The sequence below is a fragment of the Pseudomonas sp. genome (assembly GCF_046581935.1).
Lineage (GTDB): Bacteria > Pseudomonadota > Gammaproteobacteria > Pseudomonadales > Pseudomonadaceae > Aquipseudomonas.
Map to the genome: position 1 here is coordinate 43759 of NZ_JAYGFK010000016.1, position 17061 is coordinate 60819.

Sequence of the window (17061 nt, forward strand, 5' to 3'; positions counted from 1 at the left end):
AGCGCCGCGAAGCGGCAGTGACACAGGCAATAGGCTGATGACGATCAGGAGTAAACGGGGGGCGCGCGGCTACGTGAACCAGGGAAGATGGCCGAACGCGCCACGCCGCTGCGTACCGGCGCATTGTGTCGATCCACTGCATTAGTTGCAGCCAGCGCCAGTGTTGGGCTGGCGCAGCCGGTTGCCGGGCTGTGCAACAACAGCGTGCAATAGCCGCACTTGGCCCACGGGGCCTCATGATTCAGCGAGCGGTCATGACTACCACTGTGCTCGCCACAGGCCAGCTCAGTCAGCCAGGCCGGTTCGGCAGGTTGACTAAGTTGTGACCATAACGGCCCGACACTGAGCAACAGCATGGCCAATAAGGCCAGGCAAGTCGCGCTGTAGTGGGCAGTTAGAGAGCGTTTATGGGGCATCACGGCAACTCAAGAATGCTGCGCTGATTATGGCCAAAGACCGGGGAAACACGGCTGATACAGGTCAACGACTTGGCCACCGCAACCCCACTGCCACACAGCGGGGCTCGGCGCTGCGGGTCAGTGGGCGTGGCCTTCAGCGTGGTCATGGCCTGCCGGGGCTTCCTTCTGTACAGCCACCTCGACCTCAACCTTGCCGGCCTTTTCAAAAGTCAGGGTCAGCGGGAAACGCTCGCCGTCTTTGGCCTGCTGCTTCAGGTTGAACATCATCACGTGGTAGCCCATGGGCTCGAACTTCACCTCGCCGCCAGCCGGGATGGTCACGTCTTGCACCTGCTGCATTTTCATCACGCCGTCTGCGTGCACGTGTTCATGCAACTCGGCCTTGCCTGCGTGCGGGGTGCTCACGCTGAGCAGACGATCAGCCTCGCTGCCCTTGTTGTGCACCACGAAATAAGCCGCTGCGGTAGGCGCTACTGCTGGCATCTCACGTGACCAAGGGTGGTCGATATGCAGTTGGCCGGCTTGGTATTCGTGGGCCTGGGCCAGCAGAGCCGGCAGCAGCAGGGTTAAGCCGAGCAGGGTTTTCTTTAAGCTCATGGGTGTTGCCTCCTTTGGGGAAAGAAAATCAGAAGTCCAGGGTTAAACCGGCATACAGCGCGCGGCCATCGCCAGGCGCATGCAGCGAGTCCAGCGCAGCATCTGGGTCATACCAGACGTATTCGTAGTAGCGGTTGGTGACGTTCTTCAGTTGCATGTCCACGCTCACCGTCTCGCTCAGGCGGTATTCGGCACCGAGGTTGAGCAGGGTGTAACCGCCATATTGGCCCGTGCTGTTGGTGCGTTCCAGGTAGTAATCACTCTGGCCGTTGACCCAGGCGCTGAGCTTGAGTTGGTCATTGGCTTGGTAATCAGCACCTAGGGCATACAGATGATGGGGTACGTGATCCATCTCCTTACCTTTGCTGGCTGGCAGGTTGGGGCTGGGTTCGAGAATTTCTGAGAACTGCCGCGAGTAGGACAGCCAGACGCGTGCCTGATCGTTGGGGTATAGGTTGAGCTGCATGTCATAACCGCGACGCAAGGTTTCACCGACGTTTTCAGAGTCGCCGAGCGCATCGTTCAGCTTTCGCTGCACCTCATCGGTAGCATGCTGCTCCCAATAAGCCACGCGACCATCAAGCCAGGCCACCGGGCTGAACTTGATGCCCGTTTCCCAGCCTTCGTTGATCGAGGGTTTCAGGTCATCATTCTGGCTGGCCAGGCGATAAGCACCCGAGCCCACGCCGATCTGGAAGGTGCGGCCCCAGTTGGCGTAGAAGCTGGCCTCCTTCCAGGGCGAATACACCACACTGAATTTGGGCTGTTTGATCGTGCCATAGTCGTTGGCGCTGGCACGCTCGCCACTCAGCTCGTTGTGATAATCACCTTCGACGCGATCAACACGATAGGCCGGGATCAACTTGAGACTTTCCCATGGCTGAATCACGGCCTGTACATAGGCGCCGGTAGTGGTCAGGTCAAACACCTGATCGCGGGTCTGGCTGGTGCGCGCTTGGTTTACGGTGCGATAGCGCTCGCTGATCACCTCCTGGCGCTGAATATCGACACCACCCTCCAGGGCAAAGTCATACAGCCCTTGCACCTCGGGACGCCAGGTCAAACTGCTGAGCGCACCGTATTGATCTTCATCGTTGAAGCGCTCCTGCTGGCCACTGGTCAGCCAGTATTTGGTCCAGCGCCGATCCTTAAAGTGGTTGTAATACGCCTTGCTCGACCAGGCCAGGTTTTCGGCCACGTCGGTGTCCAGATGCAGGCTGAGCGAGTCCATGCTGCGCTCGCCTTCATCGCTAGCGTTGTTGGTGTAGGACTGACGCGGATGATCATGAGCATCGTCATGACTCAGGTAACCGGCTTCCAGCGCATCGGCCTCGTAGTGGCGGGCGATCAACCCGGCACGCCAGCCAGCATCAGCGGTATAGAACCACTTACCAGCGAAGCTCTGCCGCTCGCTATCGGCATGATCGCGGTAGCCGCCGCTCTTCTGATACGCGACGAAATAGTTCTGCGCCCAATTGCCCGCTTCGATGCCTTTAACCAGTTGCAGCTCCTGAGTATCAAAGCTGCCACCGCGCAGGCGTAACTTGCCTTCGTTACCGCCCTGGCGAGTATTGATAGAGGCATTACCGGCGATGTTGTGCAGGCCATAGCGCGGGTCGTTGGTGCCGCGTACCACTTCGATATCTTCAATATCCAGCGGGTAGACCATGTCGATAAACGGCATGTTGCCGTCATTGGTGTTGCTCGGGATGCCGTCGATCAACAGCTTGACCGCGTTAACCTCGCCCTCACCATTAAAGCCGCGAAACGACAACTTACCCGAGGTGGTGCCCTGGTTAAACTGGGTGAGCATCACGCCCGGCACGCGGTTGAACAGCTCCCAGCTGTATTGCACCGGCTGCTTTTCCAGCACATCGCTGCCCACGTAATCCACCGAGCTGAGAATGTTGTAACTCGACAGTTTGCCCTGCTCATCTGGGGTAACGGTCACGCTGCCCAGCGCCAGAGCGCTGTCGGCCAAGACGGGAAAAGCCTGCAAGCCCAGAGCAACAGCAGCAAGGTGGATACAAAAATTCAGCGGTTTGATAGCTAATTGCATGTATAGAAAATCCTGTTCACGTGCGCATACGGCGCAGCACATACCTGTCGGCGAGGGGAAATCACCTGTCAGCCGACAGCCTTTGGGGAGCGCGTCAGGCGGCCGGGGTACTCGGCAGCGTCTACCGACGCCACAGGCCAAGCAGCCAATCCAACGCCCACACCAGCAATAACGACGCACCGACCAGCGGGAATAGCGCCCCGAGCAGCAGCATTACGCCGATCGCCGTCTTCCAGCGCGGCAGGTCGTGACGCAGCGGAGGTACGCCAAAGCGCCCGGCTGGACGGCGCTTCCACCAGATCACCAGGCCGCTGACTGCACTGAACAGAATCAGCAGGCAGACCAACGCCATCAGCAACTGATTGATCAGGCCGAACATCCGCCCTTCGTGGATCATCACCCCGCTCTCGACCGCCTTCGCCACCAGGCCGTAGTCCTGCCAGCGCACATCGGCGAGCACAGCACCGCTGTATTGGTCCAGGTGCAACGTGGCGTCGTTATGCGGGTCGCTGGCGAATAACGCGACGGTGTAAACACCCTGCTCGCCCTTGGGCAAGGTGATGCTGTAACCCGGCTGCACACCGCGCTCGGCAGCGCTGTCGACCACCTGCTGCAGCAAGCCGCCGGCCCCGGCAGGTGCCGAGGGACTCGCATGGCCCAAGTGCGCGGCATGCGGGTCAGACGCTGGCAGTGGCGTGGTTTCCACGGCCCAGGCGACAGTCTGCTGGCTACTGCTGTTGAGGCTGCCGGTGAGCTTGCCGGACTGCGGTACGTCATCCCACATGGCGGCGGGGAAGTGGTTCCAGGCTCCGGCGAACTGCGCGCCCCAATAGCCGGTCCAGGTCATGCCGGTAAGCAGCATAAACAGCAGCGCCGCGCTGCCCCAGAACCCCGTCACTGCGTGCAGGTCACGCCACAGCAAGCGCCCACGCGCATTCAACCGAGGCCACAACACCCCCGCCCCGGAGCGCCCACGCGGCCACCATAAGTAGAGGCCAGAGACCACCAACACGATGCCCCAGCCAGCGGCCAGCTCGATCAAGCGATCACCCACGGTGCCGATCAGCAAGTCGCCGTGCAGCTTGCGCGCCGCCGCTTGCAGGTTCCACAGCGCGTCCTGAGTGCCTAGCACGCGGCCGTTATAGGGATCGAGAAACAGGTTTAGCTGCTGCCCGCCCAAGCTGAGCACAAACTGCGCACTGCGCTCAGCCGCTGCTGGCGGCAGGTATTGGCTCACCGTGGCCTGCGGGTAGATCTCGCGTACCCGCGCCAACTGTTGGTCGGCACTCAGGCGCTGCTCGGCCACCGGCACCGTTAACAAGTCTGCATACATCAGCTCATCAAGCTGCGGTTTGAATAGGTAGATCAGGCCGGTGAGCGACAGCAGGATCATGAACGGGATGACAAACAACCCGGCGTAGAAATGCCAGCGCCAGGCCAGGTTGTAGAAAGACAGCGGCCCACGCACACGCGCGCCTGCAGCGGAGTCGGAAAACGACGACATGAAACTTCTCCAGAGGCGTGCGCAAAGGACACGCACGCTATTCACACGAAAGAGAGCCCTTTAATGGGCGCAGTTATCAGGCGAAAACAGGAGAAGCGCGGGGGTTGGCCGAAGGCCAGAGATAGCGAACAGGACGCGGAGCAAAGAAGACGCTAAGCCGTGGTGCGCGGCAGGGTGCCAGCAGCCCCAACAGACCGAAGAACGCGGCAAGGATGATGGCGCTGAACGTGGAACTCAGGGAGCAACCGGCGCCGGTAGCCGGATTGGGTGCCACAACACCCGAGCCATCCAGGTCCGCCCCGGCACCGAAGTTGCCTTCAAAGGAACAGTACTGGCTGCTCAGGCCGCTGAGCTGCAAACCGGCCATTTGCCCGTGACCAATACTGCAGGCGAGCGCACTGAACAGCACGCTGAAATACAGCATCCAGGCCAGCAAGCGTCGATCAGTACGGGTCAATTTCATGGGGCGCGACTCTAGCATTGCTCTTGCGCGTGATTCGCGCGGCACGGCTGCGGTTGATTGCCGCAGCGTACCGCCGGCAATTCTAGTGCGGCCAGGGCGCATCCGCCAACAAAGCACTGCACCGCGCCTGCACAAACTCACGCAGCAACAACACCGGTTTGCTCAATTGCGCACGGTGCGCGCAAATCAGGTTAAGCGGCGTCGGCTCGCCGCGCAGCTCGGGCAGCAGCACCTGCAAGCGCCCTGCCCGCACATCACCGGCCACATCCAGCCAGGATTTGTACACCACGCCAGCGCCACTCACCGCCCAACGGCGGACCACATCGGCATCGTCACTGATGCGGTCACCCTTGACGCTGATGTCCTGCTCGCGCCGGCCATCGCTGAAGTGCCAGCGGTCATGCACGCGGCCACCGAGCATATACAGCAGGCAGTTGTGCTCAGCCAGCGCTTCGACAGATGCCGGCACGCCGTGCTGTTGCAGGTACTGCGGCGAGGCGCAGAGCACCCGCCGGTTTTGCGCCGCGACCGGCAAGGCGACCAGGCTGGAATCTGCCGGTGCGCCATAGCGCAGGGCAATATCTACCGGCTCGCGAAACAGATCAGCCACCCGGTCGCCGAGTAACAGGCGCAATTGCACGTGCGGATGCGCCTGCTGAAAGTCATCCAGCCAGGGCAATAAGGTGTTGCGGCCAAAGTCCGAGGGAGCGGATAGCTGCAGCGGGCCGCTGATGCCGACCTTGCTACCCGCCAACTGCTGCCGACCGTCATCCAGGCTCTGCAACGCCAAACGCGCATGCCCTAGAAACAGCTCACCTTCAGGCGTCAGCCGCAGGCTGCGGGTAGAACGGCTGAACACGCGCACCTGCAATTGCAGCTCAAGGCGTTTAAGCCCGGCACTGGCCACCGCCGGAGAAATATCCAGACGCCGCGCGGCGGCCGAAAGGCTACCCAACTCAGCGGTACAGACAAACAACTGCAGGTCATCAAAACGCAGCATGACAATTCATTATCAAAAAAATATTGAAAGAGACTCTATTCGCAGGCTGTTTTTCTCGTCAATCAAATAACCGAGCATGGCCACCTCAGCAACTGGAGCCCAACCATGTCGAGCCCACTCACCCTGATCGCCACTCTCACCGCACGCCCCGGCCACGCCGATGCCGTCGAAGCCGGCCTGCGCCAACTGGTGCCGCCCAGCCAGGCAGAAAATGGTTGCCTGCAATACAACCTGCACCGTCACCAGGAGCACGCCAACCGCTTCATCATGGTCGAGCAATGGCAGGACGCCGCCGCCCTTAGCGCACACCAACAGACCGCGCACTTCCTGCAATTCGGCCAAACCTGCGGCGACTTGCTGGAACAGGTCGACCATCAACTGATGCAACGCATTCTTTAAGGAGCCCGCATGAAAGCCATCGCCTATTACCACTCCCTGCCCGCCGATCACGCCGACGCCCTGCAGGATGTTGAACTGTCGGCACCCGTACCGGGGCCGCACGATTTGCTGGTCGAGGTCAAAGCCATTTCGGTCAATCCGGTGGACACCAAGATCCGTCGCAACGTCGCCCCTGAAGACGGCGCTGCCAAGGTGCTTGGCTGGGACGCCAGCGGCATCGTCAAGGCTGTGGGCAGTGAGGTCAGCCTGTTCCAGCCTGGCGACCGGGTGTATTACGCCGGGGCAATCAATCGCGCTGGGGCCAACAGCGAACTGCACGTGGTGGATGAACGTATCGTTGGCAACATGCCGAAGACACTGGCGTTTGCCGAAGCCGCTGCGCTGCCGCTGACCGCGATCACCGCCTGGGAGTTGTTGTTTGAACGCCTGCAGATCGAGCAAGGCAGTGCCGATCAGGGCCAAAGCCTGCTGATCGTCGGTGCGGCGGGCGGTGTCGGTTCGATTCTGCTGCAGCTGGCGCGCCAGCTCACGGGTCTGACCGTCATTGCCACGGCGTCACGCCCAGAAACCCAGGCGTGGGTACGCCAGCTCGGCGCGCACCACGTGATCGACCACCGCCAGCCATTGAGCGAAGAGCTGAAACGCATCGGCATCAATCAGGTCACTCACGTCGCCAGCCTGACCCAGACCGATCAACACTATGCGCAGTTGGTCGAAGCCCTGGCCCCGCAAGGCCGACTGGCCTTAATCGATGATCCCGAGCAGGCGCTGGATATCATGCAACTCAAGCGCAAAAGCCTCTCGCTGCACTGGGAGCTGATGTTCACCCGCTCGCTATTCGAAACAGCCGACATGATCGAACAGCATCGCCTGCTGGAGCGGGTTGCCGAGCTGGTCGATGCCGGCACCCTAAAAACCACCCTCGGCGAGCACTTTGGCAGCATCAACGCGGCCAACCTGCGCCGCGCTCACAGCCTGCTGGAGAGCGGCACAGCCAAGGGCAAGATCGTCCTCGAAGGTTTCTGAGACGAACTATCGACGTGCGGGGTTGCGCTGCACAAACACGGCACAGAAGCCATAACCACCCAGGCTCGTAACCACACGAGCCGGGGTTGATGCACTCAGCCAAGGGCCAACTAGACTAAGCACATTGTTTGCGGCAGGCTTGCCGCCCCATAATCCCGCCAACTTATCCGACCTAGCTAGCCATTGGAGGCCAGGGATGCGACCCGATCTTCAAGCAGCACTGCGCCTGGCGGGCATATACCTGCTATTCAGTGCTGTATGGGTACTTGTCAGCGACCCTCTGCTGCACATGCTCAAGGACAGTACCCTGGCAGCCGAGCTGCATACGGCCAAGGAGCTGCTGTTTATCGCGCTCAGCGCCGGGCTGATTTTTCTGTTCAGCTACCGCGACCGCAAAGCCCAGAATCAGTTGCTACAAGAACTCACCCACAACAGCCAACTGCTCAAGCATGTGCAACGCAATGCGGCCCTTGGCAGTTGGGAATACCACGACGACTTTGATTGGAGCCCGGAAGCCTTGAGCCTGCTCGGGCGAGAGGCGGACAGCCAACATAGCAGCCTCGAACAGTTCCTCAGCTGGCTGCACCCAGCCGAACGCAACACCACTCAGCAGGCGCTACTTGCGCTACTGCATGAGCACACAACCCTGAGCATCAACATGCGCTTGCTGCACCCCAACCAACAGGTCATCTGGTTGAGGCTGCGGGGCGAGGTCGACGCCAGCGGAAAAATCCTCGGCACCTTACAAAACATCAGCGCGCACAAGCGTGATGAAAACGCCCTGCGTGAAAGCGAGCAGCGCTTTCGCCAATTGTTCGAGCAAACACCGCGCATCGCCGTGCAGGGTTATGACCGCGACCGCCGGGTGATTTACTGGAACCAGGCCAGCACGCGACTCTATGGCTATGCCGTGCATGAGGTCATGGGCCGTCGCCTGGAAGAGCTGATTGTGCCGCCTCTAACACGCAGCGCTGTAGCCAATGCAATTAACCAGTGGCAACTCGGTGGCCCGCCGATTCCGGCAGCGGAGATCCAACTGCAACGCAAGGATGGCAGCCTGATCTGGGTTTACTCCAGCCATCTAATGATGCGTAACAGCCTCGACCAACTAGAGCTTTACTGTGTCGATATCGACATGACCGAGCAGAAGAAAATGGACAGCGAGCTGCAGGTCAGCGAAGGCCGCTATCGCTCATTGGTTGAGCACTTAGGCGATGCAATCTTCATCACCAACGCCGACGATCAACTGAGCTTCCTCAACCCGGCCTGGGAGCAAATCAGCGGCTATCCGCTGCACGAAAGCCTGGGCTGCCCACTGCAACGGTTTATGCCGGAACTAGGCCTGGCGCCGCTAAGCCAGCACTTGCAAGACCTAAGCAATGGCAAGCTGGATAATCTGCGCCTGGAGTGTCAACTACGAACCCGTAGTGGCCAAACACGCCGGGTTGAGCTGCAACTCAACTTCAGCCCGCTGCAACCAGGCCTGCATGGCACCCTGCGCGATGTACATGAGCGCCATCAGACCCAGCAACTGCAACAAGCGCGCAATGCGGTGCTCGATGAACTGCTGGGTTTACATCCTTTGCAGACCATTCTTGCCGGCATCACCGTCCGCCTGGAAAAGCTGCAACCGCAGATGCGCGTATCAATCATGCTGCTTGATGCCCAGCAGCGCCTGCATATCGGCGCAGCACCGAGCCTCCCGACGGCTTACTGCCAAGCTATCGACGGCATTCAGGCAGACCTGGAAGTCGGCTCCTGCGGACATGCCGCCTGCAGCGGCGAGCTGGTCATTGCCGAAGACCTCAGCAGCCATCCTTACTGGAAAGACTTCCAGGATATCGTCCGCCCTTCAGGCCTGCGCGCCTGCTGGTCACTGCCATTCAAGGATGACAGCGGACAGGTACTGGGCACCTTTGGCATCTACTACCTGCAGCCAACCCGGCCGAGTTCGGCGGATATCGCCCTGGTTACCGAGTTCACTCGGCTGGCCGGTCTGGCGGTCCATTCAGCACGCCAACGCTAAGCGGATAAGATCAACGGCACGCCATCAGTCACTAAGTTGTTACAGGTCAATGAATAGTCATATTGAAGGACTAGACTGCCCTCTCTTGCAGAGGAGATCCGTTGATGAACGTCATGATCCAACCGGTAAAAACAGCCACAGGTCGCGGCTGGCAAGTATGCCTAGACAAACATAGCGTCACGTTTCGCAGTGAGGCCGAGGCGCGGCAGTTTGTTAGCACACTGCAAACTCGCCTGAGTGCGCCTCATATCTTGCCGCCGTTGCAGCAACGCATCGCTAGCTAAGCCAATGCGCCAGCAGTTCGGCGCTCAGCCCAGCGGGTAAATAGCGAGAAGAACACCGCCAGCACCCCGCAGCTGAAAATCACCACGGCAACGGGCCAGGCGCTGCCGTCATGCAGTACACCAACCATAGCGGCCGCAGTGGCCGCGATGACGAACTGCAGACTACCGAGCAGCGCCGAGGCACTGCCCGCATGACGCCCCTGCCCAGCCATCGCGCAGGCTGAAGAGTTGGGCAGCAAAATACCCAAACTGGCAATGCAGCCAAATAGCGGAATCAGCAGCGGCCATAAGGCCTGTGGCTTGGCCAATGCAACTAGGAGCAGGGCCAGGCCGCTAGCCAGGTAGAACCACACGGTCTTACCCAACCAGTATTGCGGCCCGTGCCGCGCCACCAACCAGGCATTCAGCTGCGCCATCAAAATAAAGCCCAGCGCATTACTGCCAAACAACCAACCGTAATGCTCTGCTGGGATGCCGTACAACTCGATAAACACAAACGGCGAACCGGCAATGTAAGCAAACATCCCGGCAATGGCGAAACCGCCAGTAAGCGCATAACCGAGGAATGGCAGGTCGGCAAACAAGCGCTTGTACTCACCGATAGCCCCGCGCAAAGGGGCCGGAGCAATATCTTTTGTCAGAGTTTCCGGCAGCCACTTAGCCAAGGCCAGCAAGCAAGCAAAGCTGAACAATGCCAAGCAGATAAAGATCGACGGCCAGCCCAGCGTGCTCAGCAGCAAACCGCCGGCCAGCGGTGCCAGAATCGGCGCCAGCCCCATCACCAGCATCAACTGGGAAAACACCTTGGCCGAGCGGATCGGGTCACACAGGTCACGCACCACCGCTCGCGAGATCACCATCCCGGCACAACCACCCAAGGCCTGCACAAAGCGCGCGGCGATCAACCACTCCAGGCTGGGCGCCAACGCGCAGGCCAGCGACGCCAAGCTGAATAGCGTCACCCCGACCAGCAGCGGCGTGCGCCGCCCGAAGCGATCAGCCAACGGGCCATAGACCAGCTGACCAATGGCCAGGCCGACAAAGTAGGCGGACAACGACAGCTGCACGTGCTCTACATCGGTATCAAACGCATGCGCCAGGGCCGGGAAACTCGGCAGATAAAAATCGATGGCCAGGGGGCCAAAGGCGCTAATCGCACCGAGGATCAGCAAAATTCGTAAAGGCATGGATATCCAGATAGGTAAGGGCTAATGAGCGATTTAACCCGGACAACGCCCCAGCTAAAAGCTCACGGTAAGACTCAAACAGGCATCTCGGCCCGACTGCAGCGACCCGCAAATTCTTCATAAGTAGAGCGGCGCAATTAGCGCAATAACCAAGGGAGTCGCCCGAACATGCAGATGATCCCCGGAACCAATCAAAGGCCGACTAGCGCGGGCAACAAAGGTGATCGCGCAGGGAGAAAGGCAACGAAATCATGGTAATTGGGCTAGCTGCACAGTTTGCGTGCCGGCAATACTATTTACAACCGCGCATGTATGTAAATAGCGCATAGACCCTAATTTCATTACACTCCAGGCCTGAGCCTATCCAGAAACCAGCCTTTATCCATGCGCAGAACCAAAGAAGACGCCGAAAAAACCCGCATCGCCATTCTTGAAGCAGCCGAAATCTTATTTTTGGAGAAAGGTGTCGCCCACACCAGCCTGGAGCATATCGCCCGTCATGCCGGCGTGACCCGAGGCGCTGTGTATTGGCACTTCGCCAACAAAGCGCACCTGTTCAGCGCGATGCTCAGCCAAGTACGCCTACCGCCCGAGCAACTAACCGAGCGCATGCGCGTATGCCCCGAAAATAATCCTCTGCAGGCATTGCGCGAGGTTTGTATCGATGCGGTCGCCAGCTTGGCACGCAGTGAGCAAAAGCGCCGGATATTCACCATTCTGCTGCGGCGCTGTGAGTTCACCGAAGAGTTGCGCGAGGCCGAAGAGCGGCACGAAACCTTTATCAATCTGTTCATTGATCTCTGCGAACAACAGTTCAGTAGCCCAGCAGTCAATGTGCGCCTGCACGCAGGGCTCAGCCCGCGCTTAGCCGCACGAACAGTGCATGCTTTGCTAGTCGGCTTATTCCACGACTGGTCGCGCGACCCCAATTTGTTTGACCCACTGACCGACACCGGGCCAATGTTCGATGCCTGCTTTCGCGGGCTGATCAGTGATTGGCCAGCCCAATAAACAGTTAAGCGGCGGTTAAGCCAGGCCTGCGCTGTAGCCGGCCTCGGCAATCGCGATAATCAGCTCGTCACTGGACAAACTGCTGCTCACCCGCACCTCGCCGCCCTGCAGTTTTACCTTGACCTCAGCCGCCGCATCCCGCGCCAGTAAGGCTTCAGTTACTGCCTTGACGCAATGATCACAGGTCATCCCTTCGACGCGAAATACATGAGCGCTCGTTGCTTGCATCACTAACACCTAAATTGCCTGATTGGGCGCACAGTGTCCGCCTTGCCCACGGGGTAAGGTCAAGCCATAAAAACCTGGATCATTTTTAACGCCAAGATGCATCACCATAAAACAGCGCTTGACCTTACCAAGGGGGAAAGGTTGATCCTGTAGCGCAATCCAACGGAGGGCGTTTAATGCCTAACCTCAGCACTTTTGATCTGCCGATCAGCGGCATGACCTGCGCCAGTTGTGCAGGTCGAGTTGAACGCGCCCTGGCCAAAGTGAACGGCGTCAGTAGCATCAGCGTCAACCTGGCCAGTGAGCAAGCACGTGTTGAAGCACCAGCTGACAGCCTGAAAACGTTGCTCGAAGCAGTCAGCGCCGCCGGTTACCAAGTGCCCAGCGAGCGCCTGGAACTTTCCATCAGCGGCATGACCTGCGCCAGTTGTGCGGGGCGTATCGAACGTGCACTCGCGCCGCAGCCCGGGGTGCTCTCGGTCAGCGTCAATCTGGCCAACGAACGCGCGCAATTACAGGTGCTGCGCGGCACGGATTTAAACAGCTTAATCCATGCTGTCAGCCAAGCCGGCTACCAAGCCTGCCAGGTCAGTGACCCGCAAACGACCCAGGTAACGGCTGCCAAACACCTGCAACACGAGCGCTGGATGCTGCTTCTGGCCATCGTACTAACCCTGCCGCTGGTTATCCCGATGCTCGGCGCGCCCTTTGGTCTGCACTGGATGCTGCCGGCCTGGGTGCAGTTCGCCCTGGCCACGCCAGTGCAATTTATCTTTGGTGCGCGGTTCTATCGCGCGGCCTGGCGTGCATTGTGCGCCGGCGCGGGCAATATGGACCAACTGGTGGCCATCGGCACTAGCGCGGCTTATGGCCTGAGCCTGTATCAATGGGCAAGCAGCCCGGCAGGCGGCACGCCACATCTGTATTTCGAAGCCTCGGCAGTGATCATCACCCTGATTCTGCTCGGCAAATACCTAGAGAGCCGCGCCAAACGGCAAACCAGCAGTGCCATCCGCGCTTTGCAAGCCTTACGCCCAGAGCGCGCCTTGCGGCTGCGTGATGGCAATGAACAGTGGGTAGCGCTGGGTGAGCTGCAGCTAGGCGACATCATCGTGGTCAAGCCTGGCGAGCGCTTCCCGGTTGATGGCTTGGTAAAGGAAGGCCAGAGCGATGCCGACGAAGCACTGATTAGCGGCGAAAGCCTGCCCCAGCCCAAACAGCCCGGTGACAGCGTCACTGCTGGTGCCATCAACGGTGAAGGTCGCCTGCTGATCGAAACCACCGCGCTAGGCGCAGAAACCGTATTGTCGCGCATCATTCGCCTGGTCGAAGATGCCCAGGCGGCCAAGGCGCCAATCCAGAAACTGGTCGACAAAGTCAGCCGTATTTTCGTCCCCAGCGTATTACTGATCGCACTGGCCACGCTGCTGGTCTGGCTAGCCCTCGGTGCCAGCGTCGAAACAGCACTCCTCAATGCCGTGGCCGTACTGGTGATTGCCTGCCCCTGTGCCCTCGGCCTGGCGACCCCCACGGCAATCATGGCCGGCACCGGCGTGGCAGCGCGCCACGGCATCCTGATCAAGGACGCCGAAGCCCTGGAAGTCGCTCACTCAGTAACGTTGGTGGCCTTCGACAAAACCGGCACGCTGACCTCGGGCGCGCCGCGTATCGCCCACCTACAAGCTTGCGACGGCGACACCAGTCAATTGCTGCAACTGGCCGGAGCCCTGCAACGCGGCAGTGAACACCCGCTGGCCAAGGCCGTACTCGACGCCTGCAGCGAACAACAGCTGACACTCGCTGAGGTCAGCGACAGCAAAGCCCTGGCCGGACGCGGTATCGCCGGAAAAGTTGGTGATAGGCAATTAGCCTTGGGCAATAAACGCCTACTGGAAGAACACTGGCTGCAAAACCTGACATTGATGGCTGAAGCGCAGGCTTGGGAGGCCGAAGGCCGCACCTTGTCGTGGCTTATAGAGCAGGCACCACAACCGCAAGTGTTGGGCCTGTTTGCCTTTGGTGACACGCTCAAGGACGGCGCGGCAGAAGCCATTGCTGCTCTGACTGCACAGGGTATCGACAGCCACTTGATCAGTGGCGACAACCTAGGCAGCGTGCACGCCGTCGCTCAAGCACTTGGCATCACTGCCGCGCACGCGGAAGTACTGCCGGCAGACAAGGCCAAAATCATCACCGAGCTGAAACAAGGTGCGGTGGTGGCCATGGTCGGCGACGGCATCAATGATGCGCCGGCCCTGGCCGCGGCCGATGTCGGCATCGCCATGGGTAGCGGCACCGATGTGGCCATGCAGGCGGCGGGCATTACCCTGATGCGCGGCGACCCACGCTTAGTGCCCGACGCCCTCGATATCAGCAAGCGTACTTACCAGAAGATTCGGCAAAACCTGTTCTGGGCCTTCGCCTACAACCTGATCGGCATTCCCCTGGCGGCGGCCGGTTTTCTCAACCCGATGCTGGCGGGCGCGGCCATGGCTCTTTCCAGCGTGAGTGTGGTGAGCAATGCCCTGCTGCTGAAAACCTGGAAGCCGAAGCATGATGATCACGAGTAGCCCGGATGCAATCCGGGTGGGATTTGTCCGGCAAGTCGTTTCCCCGGATTACATCCGGGCTACCAGACGGTCATACGAACAAAGGCACCGTAACCCATCATCGGTATATGCCATGCAACGAGCACCGCTTGATGGGTATCGCTACGTTCAACGCCATCCTACGAACAACCTATGCGAGACGAGCATGAATATCGGCCAAGCGGCGAAGCAGAGCGGCCTCAGCGCCAAGATGATCCGCTATTACGAAAGCATCGACCTGCTACCCGCCGCCGACCGCACAGACAGTGGCTACCGCCAGTACAGCGCGCAAGACCTGCACCGCCTGGCCTTTATCAAGCGCTCGAGAGACTTGGGGTTTTCTCTGGCGGAAGTCAGTCAGTTGCTGGCGCTGTGGCAGGACCGGCAACGCGCCAGCGCCGACGTTAAAGCCCTGGCCGCCAGCCATATCGCCGAGCTGGAGCGCAAGATCAGCGAACTCAGCGGCCTGCGCGACACACTCACAGAGCTGATGGACAGCTGCCAGGGTAACGACCGCCCGGACTGCCCGATTCTCAAGGATCTAGCGTCCGGTGGCGGTCATAGCAACACCTAATCCGCCGAACCGTAGCCCGGATGTAATCCGGGAAGCTGCGCCACAATCCACAGGCCCCGGATTACACCTGGGCTACATAACTGTTTTTAACGCCGGATGGCCGACGCGCAGCAGATCACATGCAGGTTCTTAGATCGCCTGCTGCAAAGCCCGGCAATCCACGGCGAAATGGTCAACCAGCTCAGGCCAGAGGTTTTCTGGCAGGTTGACCAAGACGCTACGCGCCCCTGCCGCACGTGCACATTCCAGGTCAAAACGGTAATCGCCGACCATCACCAGCTCCGTCGGCGCAACCTGCCAAGCCTTGGCAAAGTGCAGCAAGCCGCCGGGATCGGGCTTGGGCGGCGCTTCATCGCGGCCAATCACGTCAACCACGGCAAAGCAGTCGTCCAGGCCGATGGCACGCAAGGTCAGCAACGCCAGCTCATGGGCATTGCGGGTGAGGATGCCCAGCCGGCAGCCACGCGCATGCAGCGCACGCACCAATTCAATCGCACCGGGAGCAGGTTCGGCAGCCAGCGCCAGTTCGCGCTCATGCTCCAGCAGCCAGGCGTGTTTGGCTGTGGCAAGCGCTTCCGGCAAGGCGGCCAGATGCCCCAGAATGTCGTCCTCCAGAGGAATATCCAGCGCCCGCTTGATCGCCTCAAAGTCATGCACCGCCATGGTCAGGGTGCCGTCCATATCGAACACCCAATGGCGGGCAGCGTTTAGGCTCACTTCCAGTCCTCACGCACGCGGGTCAGGCCTTCCTGCGCCACCGAGGCGACCAACTGGCCCTGACGATTGAAGATGCTGCCACGGGAGAAGCCACGTGCATTGCCGGCCCAGGGGCTGTCCATGCTGTACAGCAGCCAGTCGTCCATGCGCAGGTTGCCGTGGAACCACAGTGAATGATCAAGGCTGGCGACCTGCATAAACTTCTGCCACACCGATACACCGTGCGGCAGCATCGAGGTGGTCAGCAGGTTGAAGTCGCTGGCATAGCCCAGCAGGTACTTGTGCAGTTGTGGATCATCCGGCAACTCACCCGCGGCGCGGAACCACACATGCTTGACCGGCTCACCGAGCTCCGGTGCAAAGGGATTGCCGACGGTTACCGGGCGAATCTCGATAGGCTTCTCGCTCACCGCTCGTTCGCGCATGCGCTCTGGCAAGGCATCGGCAATCAAACCCGCCAACTCAGTCTCCGACTTCAGCCCTTCTGGCCCCGGCACATCAGGCATTTGATTCTGATGATGGAAGCCTTCCTCATCGAACTGGAATGAAGCACTGCAGGTAAAGATCGGCTTGCCCTTCTGGATCGCCGTCACCCGCCGGGTGCTGAAGCTGCCGCCATCACGCACCCGCTCCACCTGATAAACCACCGGCAGCGTGGCATCGCCAGGGCGCAGAAAGTAGCCGTGCATGGAATGCACATGACGCGCGGCATCCACCGTCTGGCTGGCCGCCGACACGCACTGGCCCAATACCTGGCCACCATACAACTGGCGAAAGCCGAGATCCTGGCTGACGCCGCGAAACAGATTTTCTTCGATGGTTTCCAGGGTCAGCAGGGCGACCAACTCATTCAACACCTGACTCATGCATGCTCTCCTGTTAACTCATCTGGCGGGTGCGAGATGGTAAAGACTTTACCAACACTTGTCGGCCCGTCTGAAAGATGGATGCAGACAATCATGGCAGCATTTTAGCCAAC

18 protein-coding genes are annotated in these 17061 nt (G+C 60.0%); 7 read left to right on the forward strand and 11 right to left on the reverse strand.

The window, feature by feature from the left end; translation table 11 throughout:
- Positions 1–44: 44 nt before the first annotated feature.
- The 7 genes from VCA57_RS14185 to VCA57_RS14215 form a co-directional block, all read right to left on the reverse strand.
- Entirely contained in the window at positions 45–416 is a 372-nt protein-coding gene (locus VCA57_RS14185) for a DUF2946 domain-containing protein (RefSeq protein ID WP_411185693.1), read from the reverse strand.
- On the reverse strand, positions 416–565 hold the full coding sequence (locus VCA57_RS14190) for a hypothetical protein (protein WP_411185694.1): 150 nt from the start codon (positions 563–565) through the stop codon (positions 416–418). The genes VCA57_RS14185 and VCA57_RS14190 overlap by 1 nt, the downstream gene beginning before the upstream one ends.
- Positions 537–1016, reverse strand: coding sequence for a copper chaperone PCu(A)C (locus VCA57_RS14195; protein WP_411185695.1), 480 nt, complete (start codon positions 1014–1016; stop codon positions 537–539). The genes VCA57_RS14190 and VCA57_RS14195 overlap by 29 nt, the downstream gene beginning before the upstream one ends.
- Before the next feature lie 28 nt (positions 1017–1044).
- Entirely contained in the window at positions 1045–3075 is a 2031-nt protein-coding gene (locus VCA57_RS14200) for a TonB-dependent receptor (RefSeq protein WP_411185696.1), read from the reverse strand.
- A gap of 121 nt (positions 3076–3196) precedes the next feature.
- The gene (locus VCA57_RS14205; RefSeq protein WP_411185697.1) at positions 3197–4579 is read right to left on the reverse strand and encodes a PepSY-associated TM helix domain-containing protein; all 1383 of its coding nucleotides are present in this window, start codon (positions 4577–4579) and stop codon (positions 3197–3199) included.
- Positions 4580–4655: 76 nt separating this feature from the next.
- Positions 4656–5042 (reverse strand): DUF2946 domain-containing protein, encoded by a 387-nt coding sequence (locus VCA57_RS14210; protein WP_411185698.1) that lies wholly within the window; start codon positions 5040–5042, stop codon positions 4656–4658.
- A gap of 82 nt (positions 5043–5124) precedes the next feature.
- Positions 5125–6042: a LysR family transcriptional regulator gene (locus VCA57_RS14215; protein ID WP_411185699.1), complete on the reverse strand. Its 918-nt coding sequence runs from the start codon at positions 6040–6042 to the stop codon at positions 5125–5127.
- Between the two features lie 105 nt (positions 6043–6147).
- Here VCA57_RS14215 and VCA57_RS14220 point away from each other — a divergent pair, with 105 nt between their 5' ends.
- From VCA57_RS14220 to VCA57_RS14235, 4 genes are all read left to right on the forward strand, one after another.
- Complete coding sequence (locus VCA57_RS14220; protein WP_411185700.1) at positions 6148–6441, forward strand: putative quinol monooxygenase; 294 nt, start codon at positions 6148–6150, stop codon at positions 6439–6441.
- Between the two features lie 9 nt (positions 6442–6450).
- On the forward strand, positions 6451–7467 hold the full coding sequence (locus VCA57_RS14225) for a zinc-binding alcohol dehydrogenase family protein (RefSeq protein ID WP_411185701.1): 1017 nt from the start codon (positions 6451–6453) through the stop codon (positions 7465–7467).
- Between the two features lie 196 nt (positions 7468–7663).
- A complete protein-coding gene (locus VCA57_RS14230) occupies positions 7664–9493 on the forward strand; it encodes a PAS domain S-box protein (RefSeq protein ID WP_411185702.1) in 1830 nt (609 codons plus the stop codon).
- Between the two features lie 104 nt (positions 9494–9597).
- The gene (locus VCA57_RS14235; RefSeq protein ID WP_411185703.1) at positions 9598–9777 is read left to right on the forward strand and encodes a hypothetical protein; all 180 of its coding nucleotides are present in this window, start codon (positions 9598–9600) and stop codon (positions 9775–9777) included.
- On the opposite strand, the gene VCA57_RS14240 is transcribed toward VCA57_RS14235, so the two are convergent.
- The gene (locus VCA57_RS14240; RefSeq protein ID WP_411185704.1) at positions 9774–10964 is read right to left on the reverse strand and encodes a multidrug effflux MFS transporter; all 1191 of its coding nucleotides are present in this window, start codon (positions 10962–10964) and stop codon (positions 9774–9776) included. The genes VCA57_RS14235 and VCA57_RS14240 overlap by 4 nt on opposite strands.
- Positions 10965–11348: 384 nt before the next feature.
- Here VCA57_RS14240 and VCA57_RS14245 point away from each other — a divergent pair, with 384 nt between their 5' ends.
- Positions 11349–11975, forward strand: a complete 627-nt coding sequence (locus tag VCA57_RS14245; RefSeq protein WP_411185705.1) for a TetR family transcriptional regulator — start codon at positions 11349–11351, stop codon at positions 11973–11975.
- A 15-nt stretch (positions 11976–11990) separates the two neighbouring features.
- Here VCA57_RS14245 and VCA57_RS14250 read toward each other — a convergent pair whose 3' ends face one another.
- Positions 11991–12203: a heavy-metal-associated domain-containing protein gene (locus tag VCA57_RS14250; RefSeq protein WP_411185706.1), complete on the reverse strand. Its 213-nt coding sequence runs from the start codon at positions 12201–12203 to the stop codon at positions 11991–11993.
- 176 nt (positions 12204–12379) lie between these two features.
- Here VCA57_RS14250 and VCA57_RS14255 point away from each other — a divergent pair, with 176 nt between their 5' ends.
- Both VCA57_RS14255 and cueR read left to right on the forward strand, forming a co-directional pair.
- Positions 12380–14773 carry a heavy metal translocating P-type ATPase gene (locus VCA57_RS14255; protein ID WP_411185707.1) on the forward strand — a complete coding sequence of 798 codons (2394 nt, stop codon included), beginning with the start codon at positions 12380–12382 and terminating at the stop codon, positions 14771–14773.
- Positions 14774–14957: 184 nt separating this feature from the next.
- Positions 14958–15365, forward strand: coding sequence for a Cu(I)-responsive transcriptional regulator (gene cueR / locus VCA57_RS14260; RefSeq protein WP_411185709.1), 408 nt, complete (start codon positions 14958–14960; stop codon positions 15363–15365).
- A gap of 129 nt (positions 15366–15494) precedes the next feature.
- On the opposite strand, the gene VCA57_RS14265 is transcribed toward cueR, so the two are convergent.
- Both VCA57_RS14265 and tesB read right to left on the reverse strand, forming a co-directional pair.
- Positions 15495–16082 (reverse strand): HAD family hydrolase, encoded by a 588-nt coding sequence (locus VCA57_RS14265; RefSeq protein ID WP_411185710.1) that lies wholly within the window; start codon positions 16080–16082, stop codon positions 15495–15497.
- Complete coding sequence (gene tesB, locus VCA57_RS14270; protein ID WP_411185711.1) at positions 16079–16948, reverse strand: acyl-CoA thioesterase II; 870 nt, start codon at positions 16946–16948, stop codon at positions 16079–16081. The genes VCA57_RS14265 and tesB overlap by 4 nt, the downstream gene beginning before the upstream one ends.
- Positions 16949–17061: the final 113 nt, after the last annotated feature.

Excerpts from the sequence above, each read along its gene's own strand:
- VCA57_RS14185 (WP_411185693.1), bottom strand. The coding sequence starts at position 416 with ATGCCCCATAAACGCTCTCTAACTGCCCACTACAGCGCGACTTGCCTG.
- VCA57_RS14190 (WP_411185694.1), bottom strand. The coding sequence starts at position 565 with ATGACCACGCTGAAGGCCACGCCCACTGACCCGCAGCGCCGAGCCCCG.
- VCA57_RS14195 (WP_411185695.1), bottom strand. The coding sequence starts at position 1,016 with ATGAGCTTAAAGAAAACCCTGCTCGGCTTAACCCTGCTGCTGCCGGCT.
- VCA57_RS14200 (WP_411185696.1), bottom strand. The coding sequence starts at position 3,075 with ATGCAATTAGCTATCAAACCGCTGAATTTTTGTATCCACCTTGCTGCT.
- VCA57_RS14205 (WP_411185697.1), bottom strand. The coding sequence starts at position 4,579 with ATGTCGTCGTTTTCCGACTCCGCTGCAGGCGCGCGTGTGCGTGGGCCG.
- VCA57_RS14210 (WP_411185698.1), bottom strand. The coding sequence starts at position 5,042 with ATGAAATTGACCCGTACTGATCGACGCTTGCTGGCCTGGATGCTGTAT.
- VCA57_RS14215 (WP_411185699.1), bottom strand. The coding sequence starts at position 6,042 with ATGCTGCGTTTTGATGACCTGCAGTTGTTTGTCTGTACCGCTGAGTTG.
- VCA57_RS14220 (WP_411185700.1), top strand. The coding sequence starts at position 6,148 with ATGTCGAGCCCACTCACCCTGATCGCCACTCTCACCGCACGCCCCGGC.
- VCA57_RS14225 (WP_411185701.1), top strand. The coding sequence starts at position 6,451 with ATGAAAGCCATCGCCTATTACCACTCCCTGCCCGCCGATCACGCCGAC.
- VCA57_RS14230 (WP_411185702.1), top strand. The coding sequence starts at position 7,664 with ATGCGACCCGATCTTCAAGCAGCACTGCGCCTGGCGGGCATATACCTG.
- VCA57_RS14235 (WP_411185703.1), top strand. The coding sequence starts at position 9,598 with ATGAACGTCATGATCCAACCGGTAAAAACAGCCACAGGTCGCGGCTGG.
- VCA57_RS14240 (WP_411185704.1), bottom strand. The coding sequence starts at position 10,964 with ATGCCTTTACGAATTTTGCTGATCCTCGGTGCGATTAGCGCCTTTGGC.
- VCA57_RS14245 (WP_411185705.1), top strand. The coding sequence starts at position 11,349 with ATGCGCAGAACCAAAGAAGACGCCGAAAAAACCCGCATCGCCATTCTT.
- VCA57_RS14250 (WP_411185706.1), bottom strand. The coding sequence starts at position 12,203 with ATGCAAGCAACGAGCGCTCATGTATTTCGCGTCGAAGGGATGACCTGT.
- VCA57_RS14255 (WP_411185707.1), top strand. The coding sequence starts at position 12,380 with ATGCCTAACCTCAGCACTTTTGATCTGCCGATCAGCGGCATGACCTGC.
- cueR (WP_411185709.1), top strand. The coding sequence starts at position 14,958 with ATGAATATCGGCCAAGCGGCGAAGCAGAGCGGCCTCAGCGCCAAGATG.
- tesB (WP_411185711.1), bottom strand. The coding sequence starts at position 16,948 with ATGAGTCAGGTGTTGAATGAGTTGGTCGCCCTGCTGACCCTGGAAACC.